The sequence below is a fragment of the Streptomyces sp. NBC_01618 genome, assembly GCF_045209435.1.
Lineage (GTDB): Bacteria > Actinomycetota > Actinomycetes > Streptomycetales > Streptomycetaceae > Streptomyces.
On record NZ_CP109297.1, the window covers coordinates 313,715 to 334,991 of the forward strand.

Consider the following 21,277-nt stretch of genomic DNA (forward strand, 5'->3'; position numbering starts at 1 on the left):
GTCAGGGACTCTTGAAGTCGACCGCGTCCACGTCGAACGAGTTGTTCTGCGGGGACGTGAAGACGAGGTACAGCTTGTGGGTTCCCTTCAGTTCCTGGACGGGTACGGCCGGGGTGGCCTGATAGTTGTCCCAGCCACCCGTGTTCGGGACCGGGGTGGTGGCGAGCAGCGGGCCGTCGGGGGCGTCCGCGCGCAGTTCGATCGCGCCGACCCCGTACGGTGAGGACAGTCGGTAGCCGACCGTACCGATGCCTTCGACGCTCATCGGGTCGAAGGCGACCCAGTCTCCGTTGGAGACGTCGCCGATCCGTTTGCCGTTCTCGGCGCCTGCCTGGGCGACGATCCGGGTGCCGGACTGGGCGTCGTAGTACTCCGCCTGCTTGTGCTTCGGCTGCAGCACGGCGCGGCCGTAGCCGGTGAGAGCGGAGACGCCGTCGCCACCCTTGTCGGTGTATTTGGCGTTGAGTACGTAGGTGAGGTCCGCGCCTTCGGGATGGCCGCCGAGGTCCCCGGTGTCCACGGTGCCTTCGCAGCCGGGGATGTCGGTGGTCGGGTGTTCGTGGTCGTCATGTCCGAGCGCCGGGTTGACGGTGACATTGGAGCAGTCGACCGGGCCGTCTTCCGGATCGGTGACCGTGACCTTGTACGGGATCTTGTCGCCGAACTCGATGAGTTTGCCGTTGACCGGGAAGTCGATGGTCACCTGGGGTGTGGTGTTGCCGGCCGTGACGGGGATGTTGGCGTAGCCGGACTTTCCGGTGGAGTCGGTGACCTTGAGCTGGGCGGCGAAATTGCCCTTGGCCGTGTAGGTGTGGCTGGGGTTCGCGTCGGTGGAGTCGTACGTACCGTCGCCGTCGAAGTCCCAGGCGTAGCTGAGCGGGTCGCCGTCGGGGTCGTTGCTGCCCGTGCTGGAGAAGTCGACGTTCAGCGGTACGGGGCCGTCGGTGACGGAGGCGGCGGCCTTGGCGACCGGTGCGCGCTGTCCCTGGGCGTAGTCGATGCGGTAGAGCCCGGAGTCGTTGTTGCCGCCGCCGAAGGAACTGCCCCATTCGAGGACGTAGAGCGAGCCGTCGGGGCCGAACGTCATGTCCATCGGCTTGTTGAACTTCTGGGAGGAGAGGAAGTCGTTGATCTTGAGGACTTTCTGGTCCTTGTCGAAGCGGATTTCCTTGACGTAGTTGCGCGACCACTCGTAGAAGAAGCTCGCGCCCTCGAAGTAGGCGGGGAACTTCGTGGCGGACGGGTTCTTCGCGTCGTAGTGGTAGACGGGGCCGCTCATCGGGGCCGAGCCTCCGCTGCCGACCTCGGGAAACTCCGTCGACGGCCCGTAGCCGTACCAGATCTCCGGCTGCTGGATCGGCGGGAGTGCGGTCAGACCGGTGTTGTTGGGTGAGGGGTTGACCGGGTTGGCGCAGTCGAACTTGGGTCCGACTTCCTTGGTGTCGGGGTTGTACGGGGCGTAGGCCTGGTTGTTGCCGTGGCAGAACGGCCAGCCGAAGTTTCCGGCCTTCTTGATGACGTTGTACTCGACGAGCCCTTCGGGACCGCGGTCGGTGGTGGGCAGTCCGCGGTCGGGGCCGTAGTCGGAGGCGTGGACGTACCCGGTCTTGGGGTCGACGGTGAAGCGGAACGGGTTGCGGAAGCCCATCGCGTAGATCTCGGGGCGGGTCCCGGCTGATCCGGGGGCGAAGAGGTTGCCCTTGGGGATGGTGTAGCCGCCGTTGTCCTTCGGTTTGATGCGCAGGATCTTGCCGCGCAGGTCGTTGGTGTTGCCGGCGGTGCGGGCGGCGTCGAGCATCTGCTTGCCCTCGCGCCAGTCGAGCGGGGCGTACCCCTGCCAGTTCGGGTCGAGGTTGGGCGGGGTGTCGTCGCCGACGCCGAGGTAGAGCGTGCGGTCGGGGCCGAACTCGACGGCGCCACCGGTGTGTCCGGGCTCGGGGAAGGTGCGGTCGCGGTAGGCGGGGACGTCGATGAGCTTCTTCTCACTGGCGCGGTCGAGGACGTTGCCCTTGACCGTGAAGCGGGAGAGCCGGTTGACGTCCTCGGTGGTACCCGCGGGGGCGTAGTAGAGGTAGATCCAGTGGTTCTTCCTGAAGTCGGGGTCGAGTTCCATGCCGACCAGGCCGTCCTCGCCGCCGGTGTAGACGTCGAGCTTCCCGGCGGTGGTGGTGGCGTGGGCCGCCGGGTCGTAGATGTTCACTTCGCCGCTGCGCTGGATGTAGAAGACGCGGCCGTCGTCGGCGACGTCGAGTTCCATCGGGTCGGCGGTGTTGTCGTCGAGGGTGACCTTCTCGTAGCCGCTCCAGACGGTGCCGCCGCAGTCGCCGGGCTTGTTGCCCGCGGCCCATTTGACGCCGCCGAGGACGTGGGCGCGGAAGGCGGCTTCGCTGTACGAGGCGGTGTCGTGGCCCATGGCGGTCGCCCAGACCCTGCCGCCCTCGGTGTTGCGGCACCAGGAGATGGGGTGGTCGGCGCCCATGGCGGAGCCGCCGGGGTTGTACGTGGTCTCGTCGGCGGTGACCAGGACGTGGACGTCGCCCCGGGGGTTCCGGTCGAAGTTGTACCACTCCTCGGGGCGCTCCCAGCGTTCCGGGAGTCCCGCGGTCGAGGGGTGGACGCGGTCGGCGACCTTGGCGGTGCCCTGAAGGACTCCGGGTGAGTGGGCGGGCATGTGGACGCCGCCGTTGATGGCCTCGTCCCACCAGGGGAAGGTGTCCTCGATGCCCATGTCGAGGGTGTTGTGGATGGCGACGACGCCGCCACCGCCCCGTACGTACGTCTGCATCGCTTCGCGCTGGGCGTCGGTGTCCCAGACCATGCCGGAGTTCTGCAGCATGACGATGACGTCGAAGTCCTTGAGCCTGGCGGTGTCGAAGACCGCGGGATCGGCGGTCTCGACGACTTCGAAGTTGTTGGCGGCCGCCTCCTCCTTGAACATCTGGATGCCGGCGGGGATGGATCCGTGCACATAGCCGACCGCGCGGGTGAAGAGCAGGGCGCGGAAGGCGGGGGCCTTGCCGGTGGTGGCTGCGGTCGCGGGCAGCGCGGTCAGTGCGAGGAGCAGTGCGCTGACCAGCGCTATGAACGTATATCGTATGTCACGAGCATGACATCGTATCGGATGGTGGCTCACGTGCGGGTCCTCTCTGCGGGTCGTGGACGAGCGGGTTCAGGGGGTGGTTTCGAGGGCGTGGCGAAGAAAGGCCAGGCCGTCGGTCGCGAGGGTGTCCTGCGTGCCGGCGAGCGGTCGCCAGACGGAGGCGGCGACCGCGATGGCATCGTTGTGCGCGGTGAACGATTCGATGCAGAGCGGTCCGCGGTAGCCGCTCGTGGTGAGTGCGGTGAGGAAGCCGGGCCAGTCGAGGGAGTCGGCGCCGGGGGTGCCCCGGTCGTTGGCGCAGACCTGCACGTGGACGATGCGGCCCGCGGCGCGGCGTACGGCGTCGGGCAGGGAGCGTTCCTCGATGTTCTGGTGGTACACGTCGAGCGCGAGGCCGATGGTGTCCTCGGGGAGCCCGGTCAGGGCTTCGAGGGTCTGGTCGACGGTGTTGAGCAGACTCGTCTCGTACCGGTTGAGCGGTTCCACGGCGATGCGCACCCCGTCGGCGTGCGCGTGATCGACGACCGGGGCGAGGTTCTCCCGTAACTCCTCGTAGGCCGCGGCGCGTTCGACGCGGTTCATCCGCCAGGTGCGGCCGACCGCCGTGTACACGGGCCCCGCGACGGTGGGGGCGTTCAGGGCCCTGGCCACGTCGACGCAACGGTGCAGGTAGTCCTGGGTGACCCGGACGGTCTGCGGATCGGCGCGGACCAGGTTGCGCCCGGGGGGCATGACGGCGATCACCGCGGCGGGGGCGAGCCCGGACGCGTCGAGGAGCTTGGCGACGGATGCCGGTGCCCAGTCGCGTTCGTGCTCCAGGGGGATCTCTACGCAGTCGAAACCCCATGCGGACAGGCGCGGCAGAACGTCGCCGAGTGCTTCGTACGTCACCGGCGAGTGCCAGATCCACGGATTCGCGCCGAGCGGTAACGCGGCGGCACTCACTTCTTGCCTCCCCACTTCTCCGGGAAGCCCGGGAGATTCTCGCAGCCGCACATCGCGTAGTGCAGGGGCGGCATGCCGGGCTCGAGGTACTGGTCGAGGGTGTCCTGGGTGACGGTGGGCTGCGGAAGCTTCCACTCCTTCGGGACCTGCTCGCCCTTGAGGATCTTCAGCGCGGCGATGACGGGCGTTCGCCACTGGAAGGTGGGGTACGACGGGGCGATCGCGGTGAGTTTCTTCTCCTTCCACGCCTGGAGGAAGTCCTGCTGGTCCTCGCCGGTGATGGGCGGTACGTCCTTGCCGGCGTCCTCGAAGGCTTCGACAGCGGCGACGGCGGTGGCTCCGGAGTCCATCCAGACGCCGTCGATGTCGCCGTTGCGGGTGATCGCGTCGGTGACGATCGCCTTCGTCCTGGCCGGGTCGCCGTCGGTGAACTTCACGTCCACGACGTCGAGTCCGCTCTTGTCGAAGGCGACCTTCGCCGCCGACCAGCGGGTCTCCAGCACATCGACGCCGGGGGAGATCCGCAGGGCGAGGATCTTCCCCTGGGGTTTCACCTTCTCGACGAGGAAGTCCGCGCCGGCCGCCCCGTATCCGTAACCGCCGATCGGGTTGATGAAGGTGACGGCGCAGTCCGTCTCGACGCCCCGGTCGAAGACGATCACGGGCACCTTCTTGCAGGCCTGCTCGACGGCGGGGGTGAGGGTGGCGGTGGTGTTCGGGGAGACGATCAGTGCGTCGCAGCCCTGGCCGGTGAGTTCCTGGATGTCGGAGATCTGCTTGTCGTCCTTGCCCTGTGCGTCGAGCACGGTGAAGTCGGTGATCTCCTTGTGGAGTCCGGCCTCGGCCCGCAGGTTCTTCAGGCCGACCTGGCGCCACGGGTTGAAGACTCCCGCGTTGGAGAAGCAGAGGTGGATGCCGTCGGCGCCGTTCTTCTTCCTGTACTGCGTGGTGTCGATGAGCTGTGGCCGGAGCATCTGCTCCCACGGTTTGCCGGCGGGTCCCTGCGGGGTCTCCCCGGCGAGGGCGAGCTGGCGGTCGTACTCCGCCCGGTCGAAGAATTTCGACTGCTTGCCGGTGCCGGGGTCGCCCGAGCTGCCGCCTGCTGCGGCCGCGGGCGCGTCGGGGGGTGCGTCGCTCGTGCAGCCTGCGAGCAGGGCCGCGCCGAGCAGGGCGGCGACGGACACGAGGGTGTGCCGGATCTTTCGGGTGCTCATGAGGTTTTCGCTCCCGGGGGCTCGGTGCCGCGGCGGCGCAGCCGGGACCAGTCGGCTGCGCCGAGGGCGACGGCGGCGATGACGATGACGCCTTGTACGGTCGATTCCAGGGCGCCGGAGACGCCCTGGAGGTTGAGCAGGGTGAACAGTGCCTGGAGCGAGAAGGCTCCGGCCATCGCCGCGACGACGGACCCTCGCCCGCCGCCGAGCACCACGCCGCCCAGGACGACGGCGGTGATCGCCTCGAACTCGTAGCCGCGGCCGGCCTGCGCCGAGACGCCGGAGAACCCGGCGACGAGTATGGCGGCGAGCGCCGCCGCGACGCCGGAGAGGACGAAGGCGATGGTGCGAGCCCGCGCGACCCGGACTCCGGCCAGGGCGGCGGCGCGTTCGCTGTCGCCGGTGGCGAGGAGCGTGCGGCCGAAACCGGAACGCATCAGGCGTACGGCCAGGAGGCCCGCGACGAGGCAGGCGAGGACGGCCCAGGGCAGCCAGCCGAACGCGGTGCCGCGCCCGATCCGGCGGAAGGCCGCGGGCAGCGCGCCGTGCGGGGAACCGCCGGTCCAGAAGAAGACTGCGCCTTCGAGGATCAGCATCATGCCGAGCGTGGTGATGAACGACGGCACGCGCAGCAGGGTGGTGATCAGTCCGCTGACGAGGCCGGCGAGGGCTCCGGCGAGCAGCAGGACCGCGCTGACGAGCAGCCAGGGCGCGCCCGGGAACGAGCCGTACAGTTCGGCGGCGACGACCACCCCGGCGGTGACGATCGCTCCGACGGACAGGTCGAACTCACCGCAGACGATGACGAGGTACTGGCCCGCCGCGAGGATGACGAGGGGTGCGGCGCGTTTGACGAAGGCGAGGAAGCGGTCGGGTTCGTAGAAGCCCGGGTCGGTGAGGGCGAGTGCGGCGAGGAGCACCGCGAGCAGGACGTAGACGGGTGTGCCGGTGGTGAGGGCGCGTACGGCACGGCGGGCCGCGGGCGCCTGTGCGGTGGTCATGCGGTCCTCTCCTGCGAGGTGCGGCGGCCTCGCGCGTAGAGGGCGACGGCCGCGATGATGACGACGCCGCGGACGACGTTCTTGAAGAACGGGTCGACGGCCAACTGGTTGAAGACGCTGTCGAGCACGGAGAGGACGAGGACGCCGCCGAGGGTGCCCGCCACTCCCCCGCGGCCCCCGGCGAGTGCGGTGCCGCCGAGCACGACGGCGGCGATGGACTCCAGGTCGTAGCGGGCTTCCGTGCCGGCCCAGGGTGCTCCGGCGCCGAGCCGGGCGGCGAGGAAGAGAGCCGCGGCGCCGACACAGAGTGAACACAGGACGTGCGCGGCGATGACGGTGCGCCGGGTATGGACCCCGGAGAGCCGGGCGACGTGTTCGTCACCGCCGGTCGCGTACATGTGGTGGCCGAGCCGGGTCCGGCGGGTGATCAGCCAGAGGGCGGCGGCGAGGGCGAGGAGCAGGAGGAGGGAGACGGGGACGGGGCCGATCCGGTCGTAGCCGAGGTGCTGGAAGGAGGCGGGGACCTTGCCCGCCGGGCCGGTGTAGTTGTCCTCGATCCAGCCGCGCAGGATGAAGGCGGTGCCGAGGGTCGCGATGAAGGCGTTGACCTTGAGGCCGGTGACGACGAGTCCGTTGGCCAGTCCGACGGCGGCGCAGAGCGCGAGGACGGCGAGGACGGCGACGAGGACGCTGCCGCTCTCCATCGTCTCCGCGGCGACGAGGGTGCCCAGGCTGATGAGGTAGGCGACGGAGAGGTCGAGTGATCCGGTGAGGATGACGGCGGACTGGCCGACGGCGACGAGGCCGAGGGCGACGCAGTTCTGCAGAATCGTCACCACGTTGGTGACGGTGAGGAAGTCCCCGCCGCGGACCGCGACGACGATCCAGCCGAGAACCGTGACGGCGAGCGCGGCGAGCCAGACTCCTGCCACGGGGCCGGCGGGGCGCAGCCCGGCGATCCGCCGCGAGCCGGTGCGGGGCCGGGTCTTCAGGTCGGGCCGCAGTGCGGTCATGCGGCTCCCTCCCGGGTACGGTCGCCGCCGGTGGCGATGCGCATGATGGCCTCTTCCGTGGCGCCGGCGGGGAGTTCGCCGGCGAGGCGGCCTTCGGACATGACGAGGACGCGGTCGCTCATGCCGATCAGCTCGGGCAGTTCGGAGGAGATGATCAGTACGGCGAGGCCCTCGTGGGCCAGTTCCCGTACGAGGGTGTGAATGGCGGCCTTGGCGCCGACGTCGACGCCTCGGGTCGGTTCGTCGAAGAGGAGGATCCGGGGGCGGGCGGCGAGCCATTTGGCGATGACGACCTTCTGCTGATTGCCACCGGACAGGTACTGGACCTGCTGGTTGCCGCCGGGTGCCCGGAGGCGTACGCGTTCCAGCAGCGCGCCCACGTCGCGGTCGGCGGGCGCTTCGCCGCGGGCGGGCACGGCCCGGGTCACGAGCAGCGCGTTGTCGGTCACGGACTGGCGCAGGGCGAGGCCCTCGGCCTTGCGGTCCTCGGTGACCAGGGCGATTCCGGCCCGGACGGCGTCCCGGGGGCGGGTCGGGCGCAGCGGTGTTCCGTCGACGGTCATGGTGCCCGTGGTGAAGGGCTCGGCGCCGAAGAGGGCCCGGGCGAGGGAGGTGCGGCCGGAGCCCTGGAGTCCTGCGACGCCGACGATTTCGCCCGCCCGCAGGGTGAGATCGATGCCGGAGATCCGGGCGTTGCCGCCGCGGCTCACGGTGAGCCGCACCGCGCCGGTCTCGCCGGGACGGGCCCTGGGCGGGTAGTAGGCGCCGAGTTCCCGTCCGACCATGGCGCGTACGACCGTGTCGGCGTCGGTGTCACGGGTGGTGAGGGTGGCGACGCGGCGGCCGTCCTTGAGGACGGTGATGCGCTGCGAGAGTGCGAAGACCTCGCGGAGCCGATGCGAGATGTACAGGATGCCGAGCCCACGGTCGGTCAGGCGCCTTATTAACGAAGCGAGTTGTGCCACCTCGTGGTCGGCGAGGGCGGCGGTGGGTTCGTCCATCACCAGGATCCGGACGTCGGAGGCGAGGGCCTTGACGATCTCCACGGTCTGCCGGCGTGCCACCGACAGCTCGTGGACGGGGGTCCGCGGGGTGATGCCGGTCTCGTCCATCTCGGCGAGGAGTTCGGCGGTGCGCCGTTCCATGGCGCGCCGGTCGACGAGTCCGTACCGGGTCGGTTCGCGGCCCAGGAAGACGTTCTCGGCGACGGTGCGGTGCGGGAGCAGCGCCAACTCCTGGTGGACGATGCCGATCCCGGCGGCCTGGGCCTGCGCCGGGTGGCTGAAGGAGTACGCGGTGCCGTCGATGGTGACGCTCCCCGCGTCGGGTACGTGCTCGCCCGCGAGGATCTTCATCAGAGTCGACTTTCCCGCGCCGTTCTCCCCCACCAGGGCATGCACTTCACCGGCTTCGAGATCGAGCCCCACCTCGTGGAGCACACGCACCCCGAGAAAACTTTTGGACACACCGTGCATCGTCAGCATCGAGTGGCTCCTCGCTCAGCGGCCTGCACAGCAGAGTCGTGACACACCTTAGGACTGTCAAGAGCTCAAGCACCTTTGTTTTCAGGCTACTTGGCATGGACTTAGGTCGATGACCGAACAGGTGATGCCTTGTGAGCAGCGGAAGTCGTCCTTAGGGTGACTGTCATGTCTTCGCCGTCGGATCGCATATCCGCTGCCGCCTCGCACTCGCCGGGCGAGGTGCTCGCGTTGATCAGTTCGGGTGCGGTGGCGACCCGTGCCGACATCGCCCGGATCACCGGAATGGCCCGTTCGACGGTCTCCCAGCGGGTGGACGCGCTGATCGCGCACGGCCTGGTGGACGAGGACGCCGACGGCGGTTCCACCGGTGGCCGCCCGCCGCGCCGGCTGGCGCTGCGCACCCGTGAACACGCGGTGGCCGGGGTGGATCTGGGGGCCTCGCACTGCCGAGTGGCGCTGATGGACATCGGCGGCGCCACCTTGGCGGTGCAGGAGGAACCGCTGTCCATCGCCGACGGCCCGGACTCCGTTCTGCGGCACGTGGAGCGGACGGTACGCACCCTGCTCAAGGAGGCGCACCGGGAGCCGGAGACGCTGCGGTCCATCGGGGTCGGGGTGCCGGCCCCGGTGGAGTTCTCGACCGGCCGCCCTGTCGATCCGCCGATCATGCCGGGCTGGCACCAGTATCCGATCCCGGAGTTCTTCGCCGCCCGGTTCGGGGTGCGGGCCCTGGTCGACAACGATGTGAACGTGATGGCGCTGGCCGAGCAGCGCCGCGCCTTCCCGGACTGCCGCTACCTGTTGTACATCAAGGTCGGCACGGGGATCGGCTGTGGGATCGTCGCCGACGGGCAGCTGCACCGGGGTGCGCAGGGATGCGCGGGCGACATCGGCCATATCCGGGTCGCGGACCTCGACGATCCGTGCCGGTGCGGCAATTCGGGGTGCCTGGAGGCCGTCGCGGGCGGTGCGTCACTGGCGGCGAAACTGGTCGGGCTGGGGCTGCACGCGGCATCGGGAAGTGATGTGGTGCGGCTGGTGCAGTCCGGGAACCGGGATGCCGTACGGATGGTGCGGGAGGCAGGCCGGGCGGTCGGCGAGGTCCTTGCGGGGCTGGTGAACTTCTTCAACCCGGACACGGTGGTGATGGGGGGCGCGCTGGCCGCCGTCCACGACCAGCTGCTCGCGGGAGTACGGGAGGCCGTCTACCGGCGCTCGCATCCGCTGGCCACGCATCTGCTGCGGATCGAGCCGAGCCGTACGGGCGAGAACGCGGCCGCGGTGGGAGCGGGCATCCTCGCGATCGAACACGCGCTCTCTCCCGCGCAGGTGAACCGGCAGGTGGCGGGCTGAAGGCCGCGGGCCGACGCTCGCCGGCAAGCAGGTGACGGGCTGACGGGCCCGGACGGACCCGCGCCGCGCGCGGACGGTCAAGTGCCCCTCCGCGCGCGGATGCCGCACACGGAGGGGCACAGGGCACGCCCGCTTTCTCCGGCCTCGGGGAACATCGGTACAGCGGTTAACGCTAAGCCGGTGATCTTGTTCAGTCCGGAACTCCGAGGCCGGTGACGCGGTTCTCGTACTCGCGCCGGGCTTTGCGCTGGGCAGGGACGGTAGGGACACCCTGGCCGCCGTCGAGCGGTTGGCAGCGGGCGAGTAGCTGGCGGTGGACCCCTGGCACGGCCGTGATGCGCAGGCTGTAGCCCTGGCCGCGCCGTACGGTCACCCCTTGGTCGAGCGCGGCCCGCTCGGCGGGCTCCAGGTCGGACGCGCGGAGGAAGTCCGCGACCTTGCCCGGCATGTCGAGGGTGACCGGCAGTTCCGGAGCGGGGGTGTCCTCCTGCGAGATGGCGTTGTGGTCGGGCATGAGGTCGGCGACCGCCGTGCGGATCGCGTCGCGGCTGACGCGGTGGTCGCGGGCGAGGGCAGTGATCGAGCGGCCCTCCAGGTACGCGGTGCGGACGTCGTCGGTCTTCTCGGCCGCCACGGCGGGGCGGCGCCCGCCCTTGCTGCCCTTGGCCTCGGCGGCTCGCAGTCCGTCGTAGGTCAGCTCGCGCTGGAGGTCGCGCTGGAGTTCGCCGGCGGCGGCGAGGGTCTGCACCATGAACTTCACGGTGGACAGCAACTCCCCGGTGCGCGGGTGACGGGCGGTGGGGTCCATCGCGGAGAACGCGCCGTCGTGGATGCGCAGCGCCACCTGGTCGCGGTGGAGGACGTCGAGCACGTCGAGGATGTGCCCGGTGCCGCGTACGAGGCGGAACATCTCGGAGATGTGCACGGTGTCGCCCGGCCGCGCGTAGGTGAGCAGTTCGCGGAACTTCGGGCGCTGAAGGGGGTGGAGGCGGCTGGAGGTTCCCGGGTCCTCCTCGAAGACGACCGGGTCCTCGATCCCGGCCTCGTCCAGGACGAGGTTCTGCCGGGAGGTCGACTGCTGGTCGGTCGAGACCGGCGAGCTCAAGCGGTCAGCGCATCACCGCTGTTCAGGAGGCCAGCGTAGACCTCTGCCGGAGTGCGATAGCCGTGGGTCTTGCGCGGACGATGGTTGAGCTCGTGGGCGATGGCGTCCAGGTCGGCCTGGCTGAACGTGCGGAGATCCGTGCCCTTGGGGAGGTACTGCCGAAGCAGTCGGTTGGTGTTCTCGTTGGTGCCGCGCTGCCACGGGCTGCGCGGCTTGCAGAGGTAGATCGGCATCCCGGTCTCGGCTGTGATGGCCTGGTGCTCGACCATCTCCCGGCCCCGGTCCCAGGTGAGCGTTCGTCGTAGCTGGGGCTGGATGCCGAGGAGACTCCTGGTGAGGTGTGGAGTGACCTGCTCAGCCTTGATGCCGTCCGGCAGCGCAACGATGGCCGTGTAGCGGCTGGTGCGCTCGACGAGCGTAGCGACGGCCGAGGGCATGGTGCCCATCACGAGGTCGCCCTCCCAATGGCCGGGAACCTTGCGGTCCTCGACCTCGGCGGGGCGGGCGGTGATGGACACCATGCCGCGGATGATGCCCCGCCCTGTGGGCCTGCGGGCGATCTTCGGACGACGCATGGGCCTGGCTGACCGCAGTCGCTGGGTGAGGCTGCGATCGATCGCCTGGCGTCGGCGAGGGTCATAGAGCGAGAGATAGATCGCTTCGTGAGAGATCTGCATGGAGGCGTCACCAGGAAACTGGCGTCGCAGCCATCCTGCGATCTGCTCGGGTGACCAGCACAGAGCCAGCTTGGCCTCCACCAGGGCGCGTAGAGCGGGCCGTTGGGCGAGCGTGGCCTGCTTGGGCCGGCGCCCGCGTTCGTAGGCGGCCGCATCGGCTGAGGCGGCTCGGTAGCGGTCCCGGCCGCCGTTGCGGGCGATCTCGCGGGAGACGGTCGAAGGGGATCTGCCCAGCCGCTTGGCCACCTGCCGGGCCGATTCTCCAGCGGCGATGCCGCGGGATATCTCTTCGCGCTCACTGCCGCGCAGATGGCGCTCTGATCGTGTCGGAGGGGTGAGGCGGACGCCACCGCTCTGGTACAGGAACCGACGGGCGTGTTGCATCGGTGCCCCGAGCGCCCGCCCGATCAAGCTGAACGACTGCCCCTCGCGCCAGCGTCTCCAGATCTCATCCTGTTGTGCCGGCGAAAACCCGTAGTCACGCACCTGTGCCTCCATGATCACATGATCATCCGTGGGTGGTGCGTTGATCACTTGAGGGTGCCATCGTTTGACGAAAGGCGAGCAGGCTTCGATCCTCGGTCGCAGGGTCGAACCCTGGTGAGGGTGTCCAGCCTGCCCGTTTCCCGCCACCCCGTTCGGCCCTACGCCCTCGCGGCCGCCAGAGGCCGGCGACGGCGCCCGCTCTTCGCCCCGAGGCAGTGCTGTCCGTGAGCGTGAACAACGGCGGCCATGGCTAGGCCTCGGCTCTGCCAGTCGTTGCGGACCATGTACGGGATCTTGAGACCACGAGCAGCCCATGGCAGGCTCATGCCGCATGATCGATGAATTCGCGAAAGACAACCTGCACGGGAGACTGCGGCGGGACCGCAAGGCGCTGCTCTGGAAACTCGACGGCTTGTCCGAATACGACGCCCGCCGACCTTTGACAGCGACCGGGACCAACCTCCTCGGCCTGGTCAAACACGTGGCCAGCGTCGAGGCCAGGTACTTCGGCGAGGTCTTCGACCGCCCTTCCCCGGAACCGCTGCCCCGGTGGCAGGACTCCAACGGCAGCGATCTGTGGGCGACCGAGGACGAGACCCGCGATCAGATCATCGGGTTCTACCGGCGCACATGGGAACACTCGGACGCGACGATCAACGAGCTTCCCCTCGACGCCCCCGGCCACGTGCCGTGGTGGCCGGAGCCTTATGCCGACACGAACCTGTTCGCCGTCATGGTCCATGTCCTCGGCGAGTCCATCCGGCATGCCGGGCACGCCGATATCCTGCGCGAGGGCCTCGACGGCCGGACCGGGTTGCGCGCCGAACACGAGAAGCAGATCGACGAGGAAGCCCGTGCAGCCTACTGCGCGAAGATCGAGCAGGCCGCCAGGACGGCCGCACCAATCAAGGCTTAGTTAGACACCAGGCAGCCTGACATCAGCTCCCCTACCGGCGCTTGCGATTTCCGAGCACCCCGGCCACCTGATATGCCCGCGTCACCCGATGTGGGCGTTCAGTCCACGCCTTCGTCGTCCTCGTCCAGCTCGGGCGCGTCCGGGTCGCGCAGCGGGCGCCGGCGGCCGGGGTCGAGGCGGTGACGAACATCGCTCTGTCGGCGCTCGACGAGCACCTGCACGGGCCCCGGGGACCAGGTGGGGCGATGGCCACCGAAGGCAAACGCGCCTACCGGCGCCGCAAAGGTCAACCCACGTGACGGGTCGTCCGCTACGCGGACGACTGCGTCGTCCTGGTGCATGGCACCGAGGCCGACACCACGGCACTGCGCGAAGAAGTCGCTGACGTGCTTGAACCTCTGGGATTGCGCCTGTCGCAGGCAAAGACCCGGATCACGCATATGAGCGATGGGTTCGACTTCCTGGGCTTCCGCATCCAGTGGAAACGCAAGGGAGGAACGACCAAGTGGCACGTCTACACCTTCATCGCCGACCGGCCCATCCGGTCGCTGAAGGCGAAGGTCCGTGCTTCGACAGGCAGGACATCGCAGCAGGATCTCGCCGCCGTGCTGAAGAGACTCACTCAGATCATGCGCGGTTGGGCCAACTACTTCAAGCACGCTGTCGCCAAGCATGTCTTCGACAGGCTCGACGCCTTCGTGTGGTGGCGTCTTATCCGCATGCTGCGGGAACGTCACCGATGGAGTTGGGGCGATGTCCGCCGCCGGTTCACCACCCCCACCGGGCGGTGGCTTCCGATCGCGGCGGACGGGGTTGAGCTGTTCCGGATCGCATCAGTGACGGTCAGCCGTTACCGATACCGGGCCAGCACGATCCCCAACCCATGGCAGCCTGCGAAACCCGTCTGACGGCAGAGACCGTGGAGAGCCCGTTGCGTTGAGAGACGCACGGCGGGTTCGGCGAGAGGTCCGGAGAAACGGACCGGGAGCAATCCCGGCACCGCGCTCCGGGCCTACTCAGCGAGGACGATCAACGACTCTGGGAGTCGTCACCAGGCGAAGTGACGGCGTTCAATCAGCCCCCTGCGGAGCAAGGCCGAGAAGGGGCCCCTGGGACGCTCCCAGACCAGCCAGGCGAAACAAGAGATCACCCAGGCCGGCGCCTTCCTCGCCTGGCTCGCTGACCGAGGCCGCACCATCCAACAGTGCCAGCAGGCCGACCTCGACGCCTGGCACACCGAGAAGCTGGCCACCCGGCGCCCGGCCCAGACGTTCCTGCGACGGTGCATGAAGACAAGCCGGATGCCCCGCCTCACCCTGCCACCCCAGGTCATCAACCAGGACCAAGCGCCACTGCACCAGCATCGCCGACTCGCCATTCTCCGGCGGACCCTCAACGACGACTCCCTGCCCCTGCGGGCCCGGGTCGCCGCCACGCTCGTTCTCCTCTACGCGCAACCCGTCACCCGCATCGTCCGCCTCACTGTCGACGACGTCATCGACGACGGGGCCACCGTCACCGTCCGGCTGGGAGACCCGCCGTCTCCGCTTCCCGAGCCCGTCGCGACCTCATGCGGGCATACGTCCAGTCGTGCGAGCACCTGCCCTACGCCAGCAGCAGAAGCTCACAGTGGCTCTTCCCCGGCCGCCAGCCCGGACAGCCGATGAACCCGGTCAGCCTCCAAGTCCATCTGCGGAAGATCGGCGTCCCGCCACAGCGCGGCAGGACCTCCGCGATCCGCCAACTCATCCTCCAGGCCCCGGCTCCCGTCATCGCGAAGGCGCTTGGCTATCACGACAAGACAGCCACCCGCCTGGTCACCGAGGCCGGAGGAACCTGGAGCCGATACGCCCCCGGCGACCACACACGGTGACATCAGGACCGAACTCAACGAGGAATACGCGACGCCTCAACATGCGAGCCACCAGTCAAGGCCGCTCTAGGACCGCGTCGCCCTCCCGCACTCGTCCCCAGAGGACTCGCCCTGCCCGACCGGCGCGCTGCGGTCGTACGGGTCGACCTCCGTGCCGGCCTCGTCCGCCCGGCGGTCCGTGCCGAAGGGCGGGGTGAAGTAGCCCGTGAGGGCGCCGCAGCCACCGTTGGTCATGTCGTATTTGTACGAGACGATCGAGAACGTACCCGGCTCGGTGATCACCTTGTCAGGGTCGTCCCAGCTCAGGACCAGCTCGCGCCGGACGATCGTGCGCACGATCTCGTCGTCGCCGCCCGCGTCCGCGCGGGTGACCGGGTAGACGAAGGTGACGTCGGCGGTCACCTGGAGCGCGCCGCGCTCGCCCTCCCGGTAGGTGAGCCGGCCCCGGGTCTTCACGACGTCGCCGACCAGGTGGGTGCGGGAGGGCTGGAAGCGGCTGAAGAGGAGGAGGGGGTCGTTCTTCTCGCTCGGGGTTCGGAAAGCGGTTTTCAGAAGGTCTTGGACGTCCTTCTGGTGCGGGTTGATCAGTGCAATCGCCGTCTCGGGGCGCTCGCCCCGCAGCACCCCGCGGTCCAGGCCGGACGCGACGAGGAAGTCCCGGCTGCGGGCGAGGGCCCGCTCGACGTCGGCCGCGCTCATCCAGCCGACCGCCCCGGCCTTCGGCACGGTGATCCCCGCCGCTCCGCTCGCCCAGCTCGCCGCCGGCGAACCGCGGAACGGCTTGTCCCTGGTGGGGCGTTGGGCCGCCTCCGCCGGGGGTGCCTGGGTCGGGCGGGCGGTCTCGGCCGCCAGCGGCGGGGAGTCAGGGTCGTCGCCGGCGAACAGGTTCACTATCCGCCCCGGCGCGAGCGCCACCACGAGCAGCACCAGCGAGGCCAGCAGTCCGACCACGTACCAGCCCGTGCGCCGCTTGGGCCGCGCGGGCGTGTAGCTGCGCCAGCCCTCCAGGCCGCGGCCGGGCTCCGCGCGCAGCCGCTTCGCCACGTCGCGGGCCCGCGCCGACGGCTCCTTGGGCGAGTCGGCGGCACCCGCCATCGACTCGCGCAGAAACCGCTCCCACTCCTCGTCGGACCTGGACAAGCCGTCCGGCTCCCTACCCGCGCCCATCCCCAACCCCCTGGCAATCAGTAGACCGCGGCCCGCTCCCCTGGGACGCGTCCGCATAATGACACAGAACGCTGACAGCGAGGCTGGCTAGGTGGAGGGTGTGGGCGCGCCACCCTTTCTCAAGTCGCCACATCGCAGCCGCATCAGAGAGCGAAGCACACGCTGAGTGACTGAACTCCTCCGCAGTCATTAAATACGCGACACCTCAACATGCGAGCCCACCAGTCCCGAGGCCGGTCTCAGTGCGCGCGCACGATGTCCACGTCGGACGCCTTCACGAAGGCGACCCGGTGACCGATCTGCACCGTCACGTACTTCTCCTTGCCCTGGAAGTACGTGTGGTCGAGCGGGTTCGAGGCGTCGATCGTCGGGGCGTAGAAGAAGCCCGTGGGTGCCTCACCGCCGCCGGGGTAGGACTGGCCGGCCTTGATGGTGTACTGCAGTGGCGAGCCCACCCGCCGGTCCGCGAAGTCCGCGGGGTACTCGGACTTCTCCGGGTACGCCACTCCGTACACCGGCACCTCCGTACGGTCGGCCTTCGGCTTGACCACGTAGCCGGAGGTGGGCGTGGTGGTCCGGGTGTGGGCCGGGGTCTGGAACCAGGCCTTCTGGCCGTACCACCAGATCGCCGTCCAGCCGGGGGCGTGGTCCGCGACTACGGCCTGCTGGGTGGCGCTGATCTTGCTGCCCCAGTCGGCGGCGCAGTTCGTGCCGGGCGAGCCGTTGGTGTGCAGGCCCGGGTCGGAGAAGAGCGGCGCGTCGGCGGACGGTGCGGTGTGCAGCGGGACGGCGCTGGAGCCCTGGACCGGCAGGTCGACGCCCTTCTCGCAGTCGCGGAAGGCCTGCTTGTTCTGCTTGAAGTCCGGGCTGACGGTGATGAGTTCGCTGCTCTTCGGGGCGCTCGGCACGGTGGGCTTGCCGAGCAGCGTCATGAAGTGGTTCCAGTCCCAGTACGTGCCCGGGTCCCAGTGCATGTTCTTGGTGCCCGCGGCGCTGGTGGGCGGCACACCGTCGTGGCCGATGATGTGCTGGCGATCGAGCGGGATGTCGTACTTGGCGGCGAGGTAGCGCACCAGTTTGGCGGTCGAGCGGTACATCTCGGGGGTGTACCACTGGGCGCCCTCGACGGCGACGCCCTCCTGTTCGATGCCGATGGAGTGGCTGTTGACGTACCAGTTGCCCGCCTGCCAGGCGACGTCCTTGCCCTTGACCATCTGCGTGACATGGCCGTCGTCCGAGCGCACCACGTAGTGGGCCGATGCCTGTCTCAGCGGGTTCTGGAAGATCTTCAGGGTGGTGTCGAAGTCTTCCTCGGTGTCGTGCAGAACAATGAATCTGATCTTGTTGGTGTGCGGCCGGTCCGAGGTGTCGTAGTTCCCGTACGTCTCCTTGTCGGCCGGGGCACCCGTCTGCTGGTAGGCCGCCGGTACCCAGTCGCATTCGAGGCCGCGCGGGCATTCCGGCCGCACCCCGTCCGCGCCGGCCTGCGCCGCGGGACTGAGCAGTGCCATGCTCAGTGCACCGACCGTGGTCAGCGCGAGTGCGAGTCCGGTCCTCTGCTTGGACGTCATGACAACCCTTCTTGGAGCCGTGCGTGATGGAGCCGTGCGTGATCCGATCTCATTGTTCCGCCGTGCGCGGTCACTCTCTGACCTGAGGTGATGGCGCGTCAAGGGTTCCGTGGGGGCCGTGCGTCGAGCCAGTGGACCAGACCACTGGCAGGGTGTCTGACCTGCGGCCGGAAAGTAGCAACCGGCCGTTGGCGGCGCCTCGTTACCCGGGTTCTACGAACCGCCGGCCGGCCCGCGGAATGCGGTGGCGCACCACGAACGAGCGCACTTTTTGTGTGACTAATTCTGGATGTGCGTGCCCCGAACGGCCGAAGGGTAGTGCTCGCGCGGACACCACCGGTCCGTGCGGCGTACGCACGGAGATCTATGAAAGGCCGGACGCACATGGCTCAGCCCTTCACCCTGCCGGACTTCTACGTTCCGTATCCGGCGCGGCTCAATGCCCATGTCGACGCGGCGCGAACGCACACCAAGAAGTGGGCGCGCAGCATAGGGATGCTGGAGGGTTCGGGTATCTGGGAGGAGAAGGACCTCGACTCCCACGACTACGCGCTGCTGTGCGCGTACACCCACCCCGACTGCTCGTCCGAGGCGCTCTCGCTGGTCACGGACTGGTACGTGTGGGTCTTCTTCTTCGACGACTACTTCCTGGAGCTGTTCAAGCGCACCCCCGACCGTGAGGGCGGGAAGCGGTATCTGGACCGGTTGCCGGCGTTCATGCCGATGGACCGAGGGGCTCCGATGCCGGAGCCGACCAATCCGGTCGAGGCGGGTCTGGCCGATCTGTGGACGCGGACGGTGCCGAGCATGTCCGACGCCTGGCGGATCCGGTTCGCCGAGGCTACGAAGAACCTGCTCAACGAGTCGCTGTGGGAGCTCGCCAACATCACCGAGGGGCGCATCGCGAACCCCGTCGAGTACATCGAGATGCGCCGCAAGGTGGGCGGCGCCCCGTGGTCGGCGGGTCTCGTGGAGTACGCGGCGGGCGCGGAGGTCCCGGAGTCGGTGGCCGGGGAGCGTGCGCTGCGCGTGCTGCGGGACGCCTTCTCCGACGGCGTCCATCTGCGCAACGACCTCTTCTCGTACCAGCGGGAGGTCGAGGACGAGGGTGAGAACAGCAATGGTGTGCTGGTCCTTGAGCACTTCCTCGGCTGCTCCACGCAGGAGGCCGCCGACGCGGTGAACGACCTGCTGACGTCGCGGCTGCAGCAGTTCGAGAACACGGCGCTCACCGAACTCGGTCCGCTCTGCGCCGAGAAGGGGCTCGATCCGGCGGACACCGCGGCGGTTCTGGCGTACGTCAAGGGGTTGCAGGACTGGCAGTCGGGCGGTCATGAGTGGCACATGCGTTCCAGCCGCTACATGAACGGCGGCGGGGCCGATGAAACCGCTCTCGGTTTCGGCATGGCGGCGGCCTCGATCCGGCGGACCCCCCGCTCGGAGTCGGCCCGGCTGCGCAGCCACACCCATGTGCCGTACCAGCATGTCGGCCCGTCCCTGCTGCCCGATTTCGAGCTGCCCTTCGGTACGACGCTCAGCCCGCATCTGGACGGGGCGCGGGTGCGGATCGTCGACTGGGCCCGGCGCACGGGAATCCTCCAGGCGCAGCCGGGAGTGCCGGGTTCGCACATCTGGGACGAGGAGCGGCTGGTCGCGACCGACCTGCCGCTGTGCGCGGCGGGACTGCACCCGGACGCGACACCGGACGAGCTGGATCTGTCCTCGCAGTGGCTGGCCTGGGGAACGTACGGCGACGACTGGTTCCCGGTGGTGCACGGGCGGGCGCGTGACCTGGCGGGGGCCAAGCTCGCCAACGAACGGCTGTCGCTGTTCATGCCGCTGGATGGTTCCGGGACGCCCGAGCCGGTCAACGCACTGGAGCGGGGGCTGGCGGATCTCTGGGCGAAAACCTCGGCACCGATGGACGCGAGCGGGCGCCGCGCCTTCCGGACGGCCGTCGAGGAGATGACCGCGAGCTGGGTGTGGGAGCTGTCGAACCAGGTGCAGAACCGCATTCCGGACCCGGTGGACTACATCGAGATGCGGCGCAAGACGTTCGGCTCCGACCTCACCATGAGTCTGTGCCGACTGGGCCACGGCAGGAAGGTGCCGGAGGAGATCTACCACAACGGTCCGCTGCGCTCGCTGGAGAACGCGGCGTCGGACTACGCGTGCCTGCTCAACGACCTGTTCTCGTACCAGAAGGAAATCGAGTACGAGGGTGAGGTGCACAACGGCGTCCTGGTCGTGCAGAACTTCTTCGGGGTGGACTATCCGACCGGGGTGGCGATCGTGCACGATCTGATGAAATCGCGACTGCGGCAGTTCCTGCATGTCGCCGAGCAGGAACTCCCGGTGCTGTACGACGACTTCGGGCTGGACGCCCAGGCGCGGGAGATCCTGGCCGGGTATGTACTGGAGCTCAAGCACTGGATCGCGGGGATCCTGATCTGGCACCGGGACTGCCGGCGCTACCGCGAGCAGGATCTGCGGCGGGGCACCGGCACCCCGTGGCACCTCAGCGGTCCCACGGGGCTCGGCGTCTCGGCGGCGCGGGTGACCGCGCTGTTCGCTCAGCCTTCGGCGACCAGCGTGTAGCGCCCGCCCGCGCGTGCCTTGAAGACCTTCTCGCCGCTCGCGAACAGCGTGCTGCGGACGGTCACTTCGCGGCTGCGGCTCGCCGTGATCACCACACGGCGGGCCTGCCCCGCTGCCCATTCGATGTCGACGGTGAAGCCACCCCGGGCGCGCAGACCGCGTACCGATCCGTCCGGCCAGCTCGCCGGGAGGGCCGGGAGGATCTCGACGGCGTCGTGCTGGCTCTGCATCAGCATCTCGGCGATGCCCGAGGTGGCACCGAAGTTGCCGTCGATCTGGAACGGCGGATGGGTGTCCCAGAGGTTGGGCAGGGTGGAGTTCTTCAGCTGTTCGGCGAGCATCTTGTGGGCGTGGTCGCCGTCGCGCAGCCGCGCCCAGAAGTTGATCTTCCATGCCTTGGACCAGCCGGTGCCGCCGTCGCCGCGGGCGCCGAGGGAGACCTTGGCCGCTTCGGCCCACTCGTTGCCGGGCTCGATCTGACGGCCGGGGTGGAGGCCGAAGAGGTGCGAAACGTGACGGTGGGTGTCGGCCGGGTCGTCCCGGTCGGCCTTCCATTCCTGGAGCTGGCCCCAGGACCCGATCCGCAGCCCGGGGTCGAGCCGGTCGAGGGCCGTTTCCAGGCGGCTGCGGAAGGCGGGTGCGTCGCCGAGGGTGCGGGCGGCCTCCAGGGTGTTGGTCAGGAGGTCGTGGACGATCTGCTGGGACATCGCGGCACCGGCGGTGAAGTCGCCGTGCTCGGGAGAGTAGCTGGGAGTGTCCCGCGACCGCCCAACG

16 protein-coding genes and 2 pseudogenes are annotated in these 21,277 nt (G+C 69.1%); 6 read left to right on the top strand and 12 right to left on the bottom strand.

Going from position 1 to position 21,277, the window contains the following annotated elements; all coding sequences use genetic code 11:
* Position 1 precedes the first annotated feature (1 nt).
* Genes OH735_RS01450 through OH735_RS01475 form a run of 6 tightly spaced genes read right to left on the bottom strand, consistent with a single transcriptional unit; the run spans position 2 to position 8,757 of the window.
* Positions 2 to 3,118: a ThuA domain-containing protein gene (locus OH735_RS01450; RefSeq protein WP_406386358.1), complete on the bottom strand. Its 3,117-nt coding sequence runs from the start codon at positions 3,116 to 3,118 to the stop codon at positions 2 to 4.
* A gap of 51 nt (positions 3,119 to 3,169) precedes the next feature.
* A complete protein-coding gene (locus tag OH735_RS01455; protein WP_406378735.1) occupies positions 3,170 to 4,045 on the bottom strand; it encodes a sugar phosphate isomerase/epimerase family protein in 876 nt (291 codons plus the stop codon).
* Positions 4,042 to 5,259, bottom strand: coding sequence for a substrate-binding domain-containing protein (locus tag OH735_RS01460; RefSeq protein ID WP_406378737.1), 1,218 nt, complete (start codon positions 5,257 to 5,259; stop codon positions 4,042 to 4,044). The genes OH735_RS01455 and OH735_RS01460 overlap by 4 nt, the downstream gene beginning before the upstream one ends.
* Positions 5,256 to 6,260 (bottom strand): ABC transporter permease, encoded by a 1,005-nt coding sequence (locus OH735_RS01465; RefSeq protein WP_406378739.1) that lies wholly within the window; start codon positions 6,258 to 6,260, stop codon positions 5,256 to 5,258. The genes OH735_RS01460 and OH735_RS01465 overlap by 4 nt, the downstream gene beginning before the upstream one ends.
* Entirely contained in the window at positions 6,257 to 7,273 is a 1,017-nt protein-coding gene (locus OH735_RS01470; protein WP_406378741.1) for an ABC transporter permease, read from the bottom strand. Before OH735_RS01470 ends, OH735_RS01465 begins: the two co-directional genes overlap by 4 nt.
* Entirely contained in the window at positions 7,270 to 8,757 is a 1,488-nt protein-coding gene (locus OH735_RS01475) for a sugar ABC transporter ATP-binding protein (RefSeq protein ID WP_406378742.1), read from the bottom strand. The genes OH735_RS01470 and OH735_RS01475 overlap by 4 nt, the downstream gene beginning before the upstream one ends.
* Positions 8,758 to 8,922: 165 nt before the next feature.
* Here OH735_RS01475 and OH735_RS01480 point away from each other — a divergent pair, with 165 nt between their 5' ends.
* Positions 8,923 to 10,110: an ROK family protein gene (locus OH735_RS01480; protein WP_406378744.1), complete on the top strand. Its 1,188-nt coding sequence runs from the start codon at positions 8,923 to 8,925 to the stop codon at positions 10,108 to 10,110.
* Between the two features lie 190 nt (positions 10,111 to 10,300).
* Here the strand turns inward: OH735_RS01480 and OH735_RS01485 are convergent, their stop codons facing one another.
* Together OH735_RS01485 and OH735_RS01490 are read right to left on the bottom strand one after the other, a co-directional pair.
* The gene (locus OH735_RS01485; RefSeq protein WP_406378746.1) at positions 10,301 to 11,215 is read right to left on the bottom strand and encodes a recombinase family protein; all 915 of its coding nucleotides are present in this window, start codon (positions 11,213 to 11,215) and stop codon (positions 10,301 to 10,303) included.
* A complete protein-coding gene (locus OH735_RS01490) occupies positions 11,212 to 12,276 on the bottom strand; it encodes an IS30 family transposase (protein ID WP_406378747.1) in 1,065 nt (354 codons plus the stop codon). Before OH735_RS01490 ends, OH735_RS01485 begins: the two co-directional genes overlap by 4 nt.
* A gap of 433 nt (positions 12,277 to 12,709) precedes the next feature.
* Between OH735_RS01490 and OH735_RS01495 the strand changes: the two genes are divergently transcribed.
* On the top strand, positions 12,710 to 13,294 hold the full coding sequence (locus OH735_RS01495; protein ID WP_406378748.1) for a DinB family protein: 585 nt from the start codon (positions 12,710 to 12,712) through the stop codon (positions 13,292 to 13,294).
* A 98-nt stretch (positions 13,295 to 13,392) separates the two neighbouring features.
* Here OH735_RS01495 and OH735_RS01500 read toward each other — a convergent pair whose 3' ends face one another.
* Complete coding sequence (locus OH735_RS01500) at positions 13,393 to 13,515, bottom strand: hypothetical protein (RefSeq protein WP_406378750.1); 123 nt, start codon at positions 13,513 to 13,515, stop codon at positions 13,393 to 13,395.
* Between the two features lie 93 nt (positions 13,516 to 13,608).
* On the opposite strand from OH735_RS01500, the pseudogene OH735_RS01505 reads away from it, so the two are divergent.
* The 3 genes and pseudogenes from OH735_RS01505 to OH735_RS01515 all read left to right on the top strand — a co-directional run.
* Positions 13,609 to 13,758: pseudogene (locus tag OH735_RS01505) on the top strand (group II intron reverse transcriptase/maturase); the annotation flags it as partial.
* Positions 13,735 to 14,202, top strand: coding sequence for a group II intron maturase-specific domain-containing protein (locus tag OH735_RS01510; RefSeq protein ID WP_406386359.1), 468 nt, complete (start codon positions 13,735 to 13,737; stop codon positions 14,200 to 14,202). The pseudogene OH735_RS01505 and the gene OH735_RS01510, both read left to right, overlap by 24 nt.
* A gap of 662 nt (positions 14,203 to 14,864) precedes the next feature.
* Positions 14,865 to 15,167: a hypothetical protein gene (locus OH735_RS01515; protein WP_406378751.1), complete on the top strand. Its 303-nt coding sequence runs from the start codon at positions 14,865 to 14,867 to the stop codon at positions 15,165 to 15,167.
* A gap of 66 nt (positions 15,168 to 15,233) precedes the next feature.
* Here the strand turns inward: OH735_RS01515 and OH735_RS01520 are convergent, their stop codons facing one another.
* Both OH735_RS01520 and OH735_RS01525 read right to left on the bottom strand, forming a co-directional pair.
* Complete coding sequence (locus OH735_RS01520; RefSeq protein ID WP_406378752.1) at positions 15,234 to 16,334, bottom strand: hypothetical protein; 1,101 nt, start codon at positions 16,332 to 16,334, stop codon at positions 15,234 to 15,236.
* Positions 16,335 to 16,573: 239 nt separating this feature from the next.
* Positions 16,574 to 17,905 carry an N-acetylmuramoyl-L-alanine amidase gene (locus tag OH735_RS01525; RefSeq protein WP_406378754.1) on the bottom strand — a complete coding sequence of 444 codons (1,332 nt, stop codon included), beginning with the start codon at positions 17,903 to 17,905 and terminating at the stop codon, positions 16,574 to 16,576.
* 384 nt (positions 17,906 to 18,289) lie between these two features.
* Between OH735_RS01525 and OH735_RS01530 the strand changes: the two genes are divergently transcribed.
* The gene (locus OH735_RS01530; RefSeq protein WP_406378756.1) at positions 18,290 to 20,503 is read left to right on the top strand and encodes a germacradienol/geosmin synthase; all 2,214 of its coding nucleotides are present in this window, start codon (positions 18,290 to 18,292) and stop codon (positions 20,501 to 20,503) included.
* Here the strand turns inward: OH735_RS01530 and OH735_RS01535 are convergent.
* Positions 20,479 to 21,258: pseudogene (locus tag OH735_RS01535) on the bottom strand (glycosyl hydrolase family 95 catalytic domain-containing protein); the annotation flags it as partial. The gene OH735_RS01530 and the pseudogene OH735_RS01535 overlap by 25 nt on opposite strands.
* Positions 21,259 to 21,277: the final 19 nt, after the last annotated feature.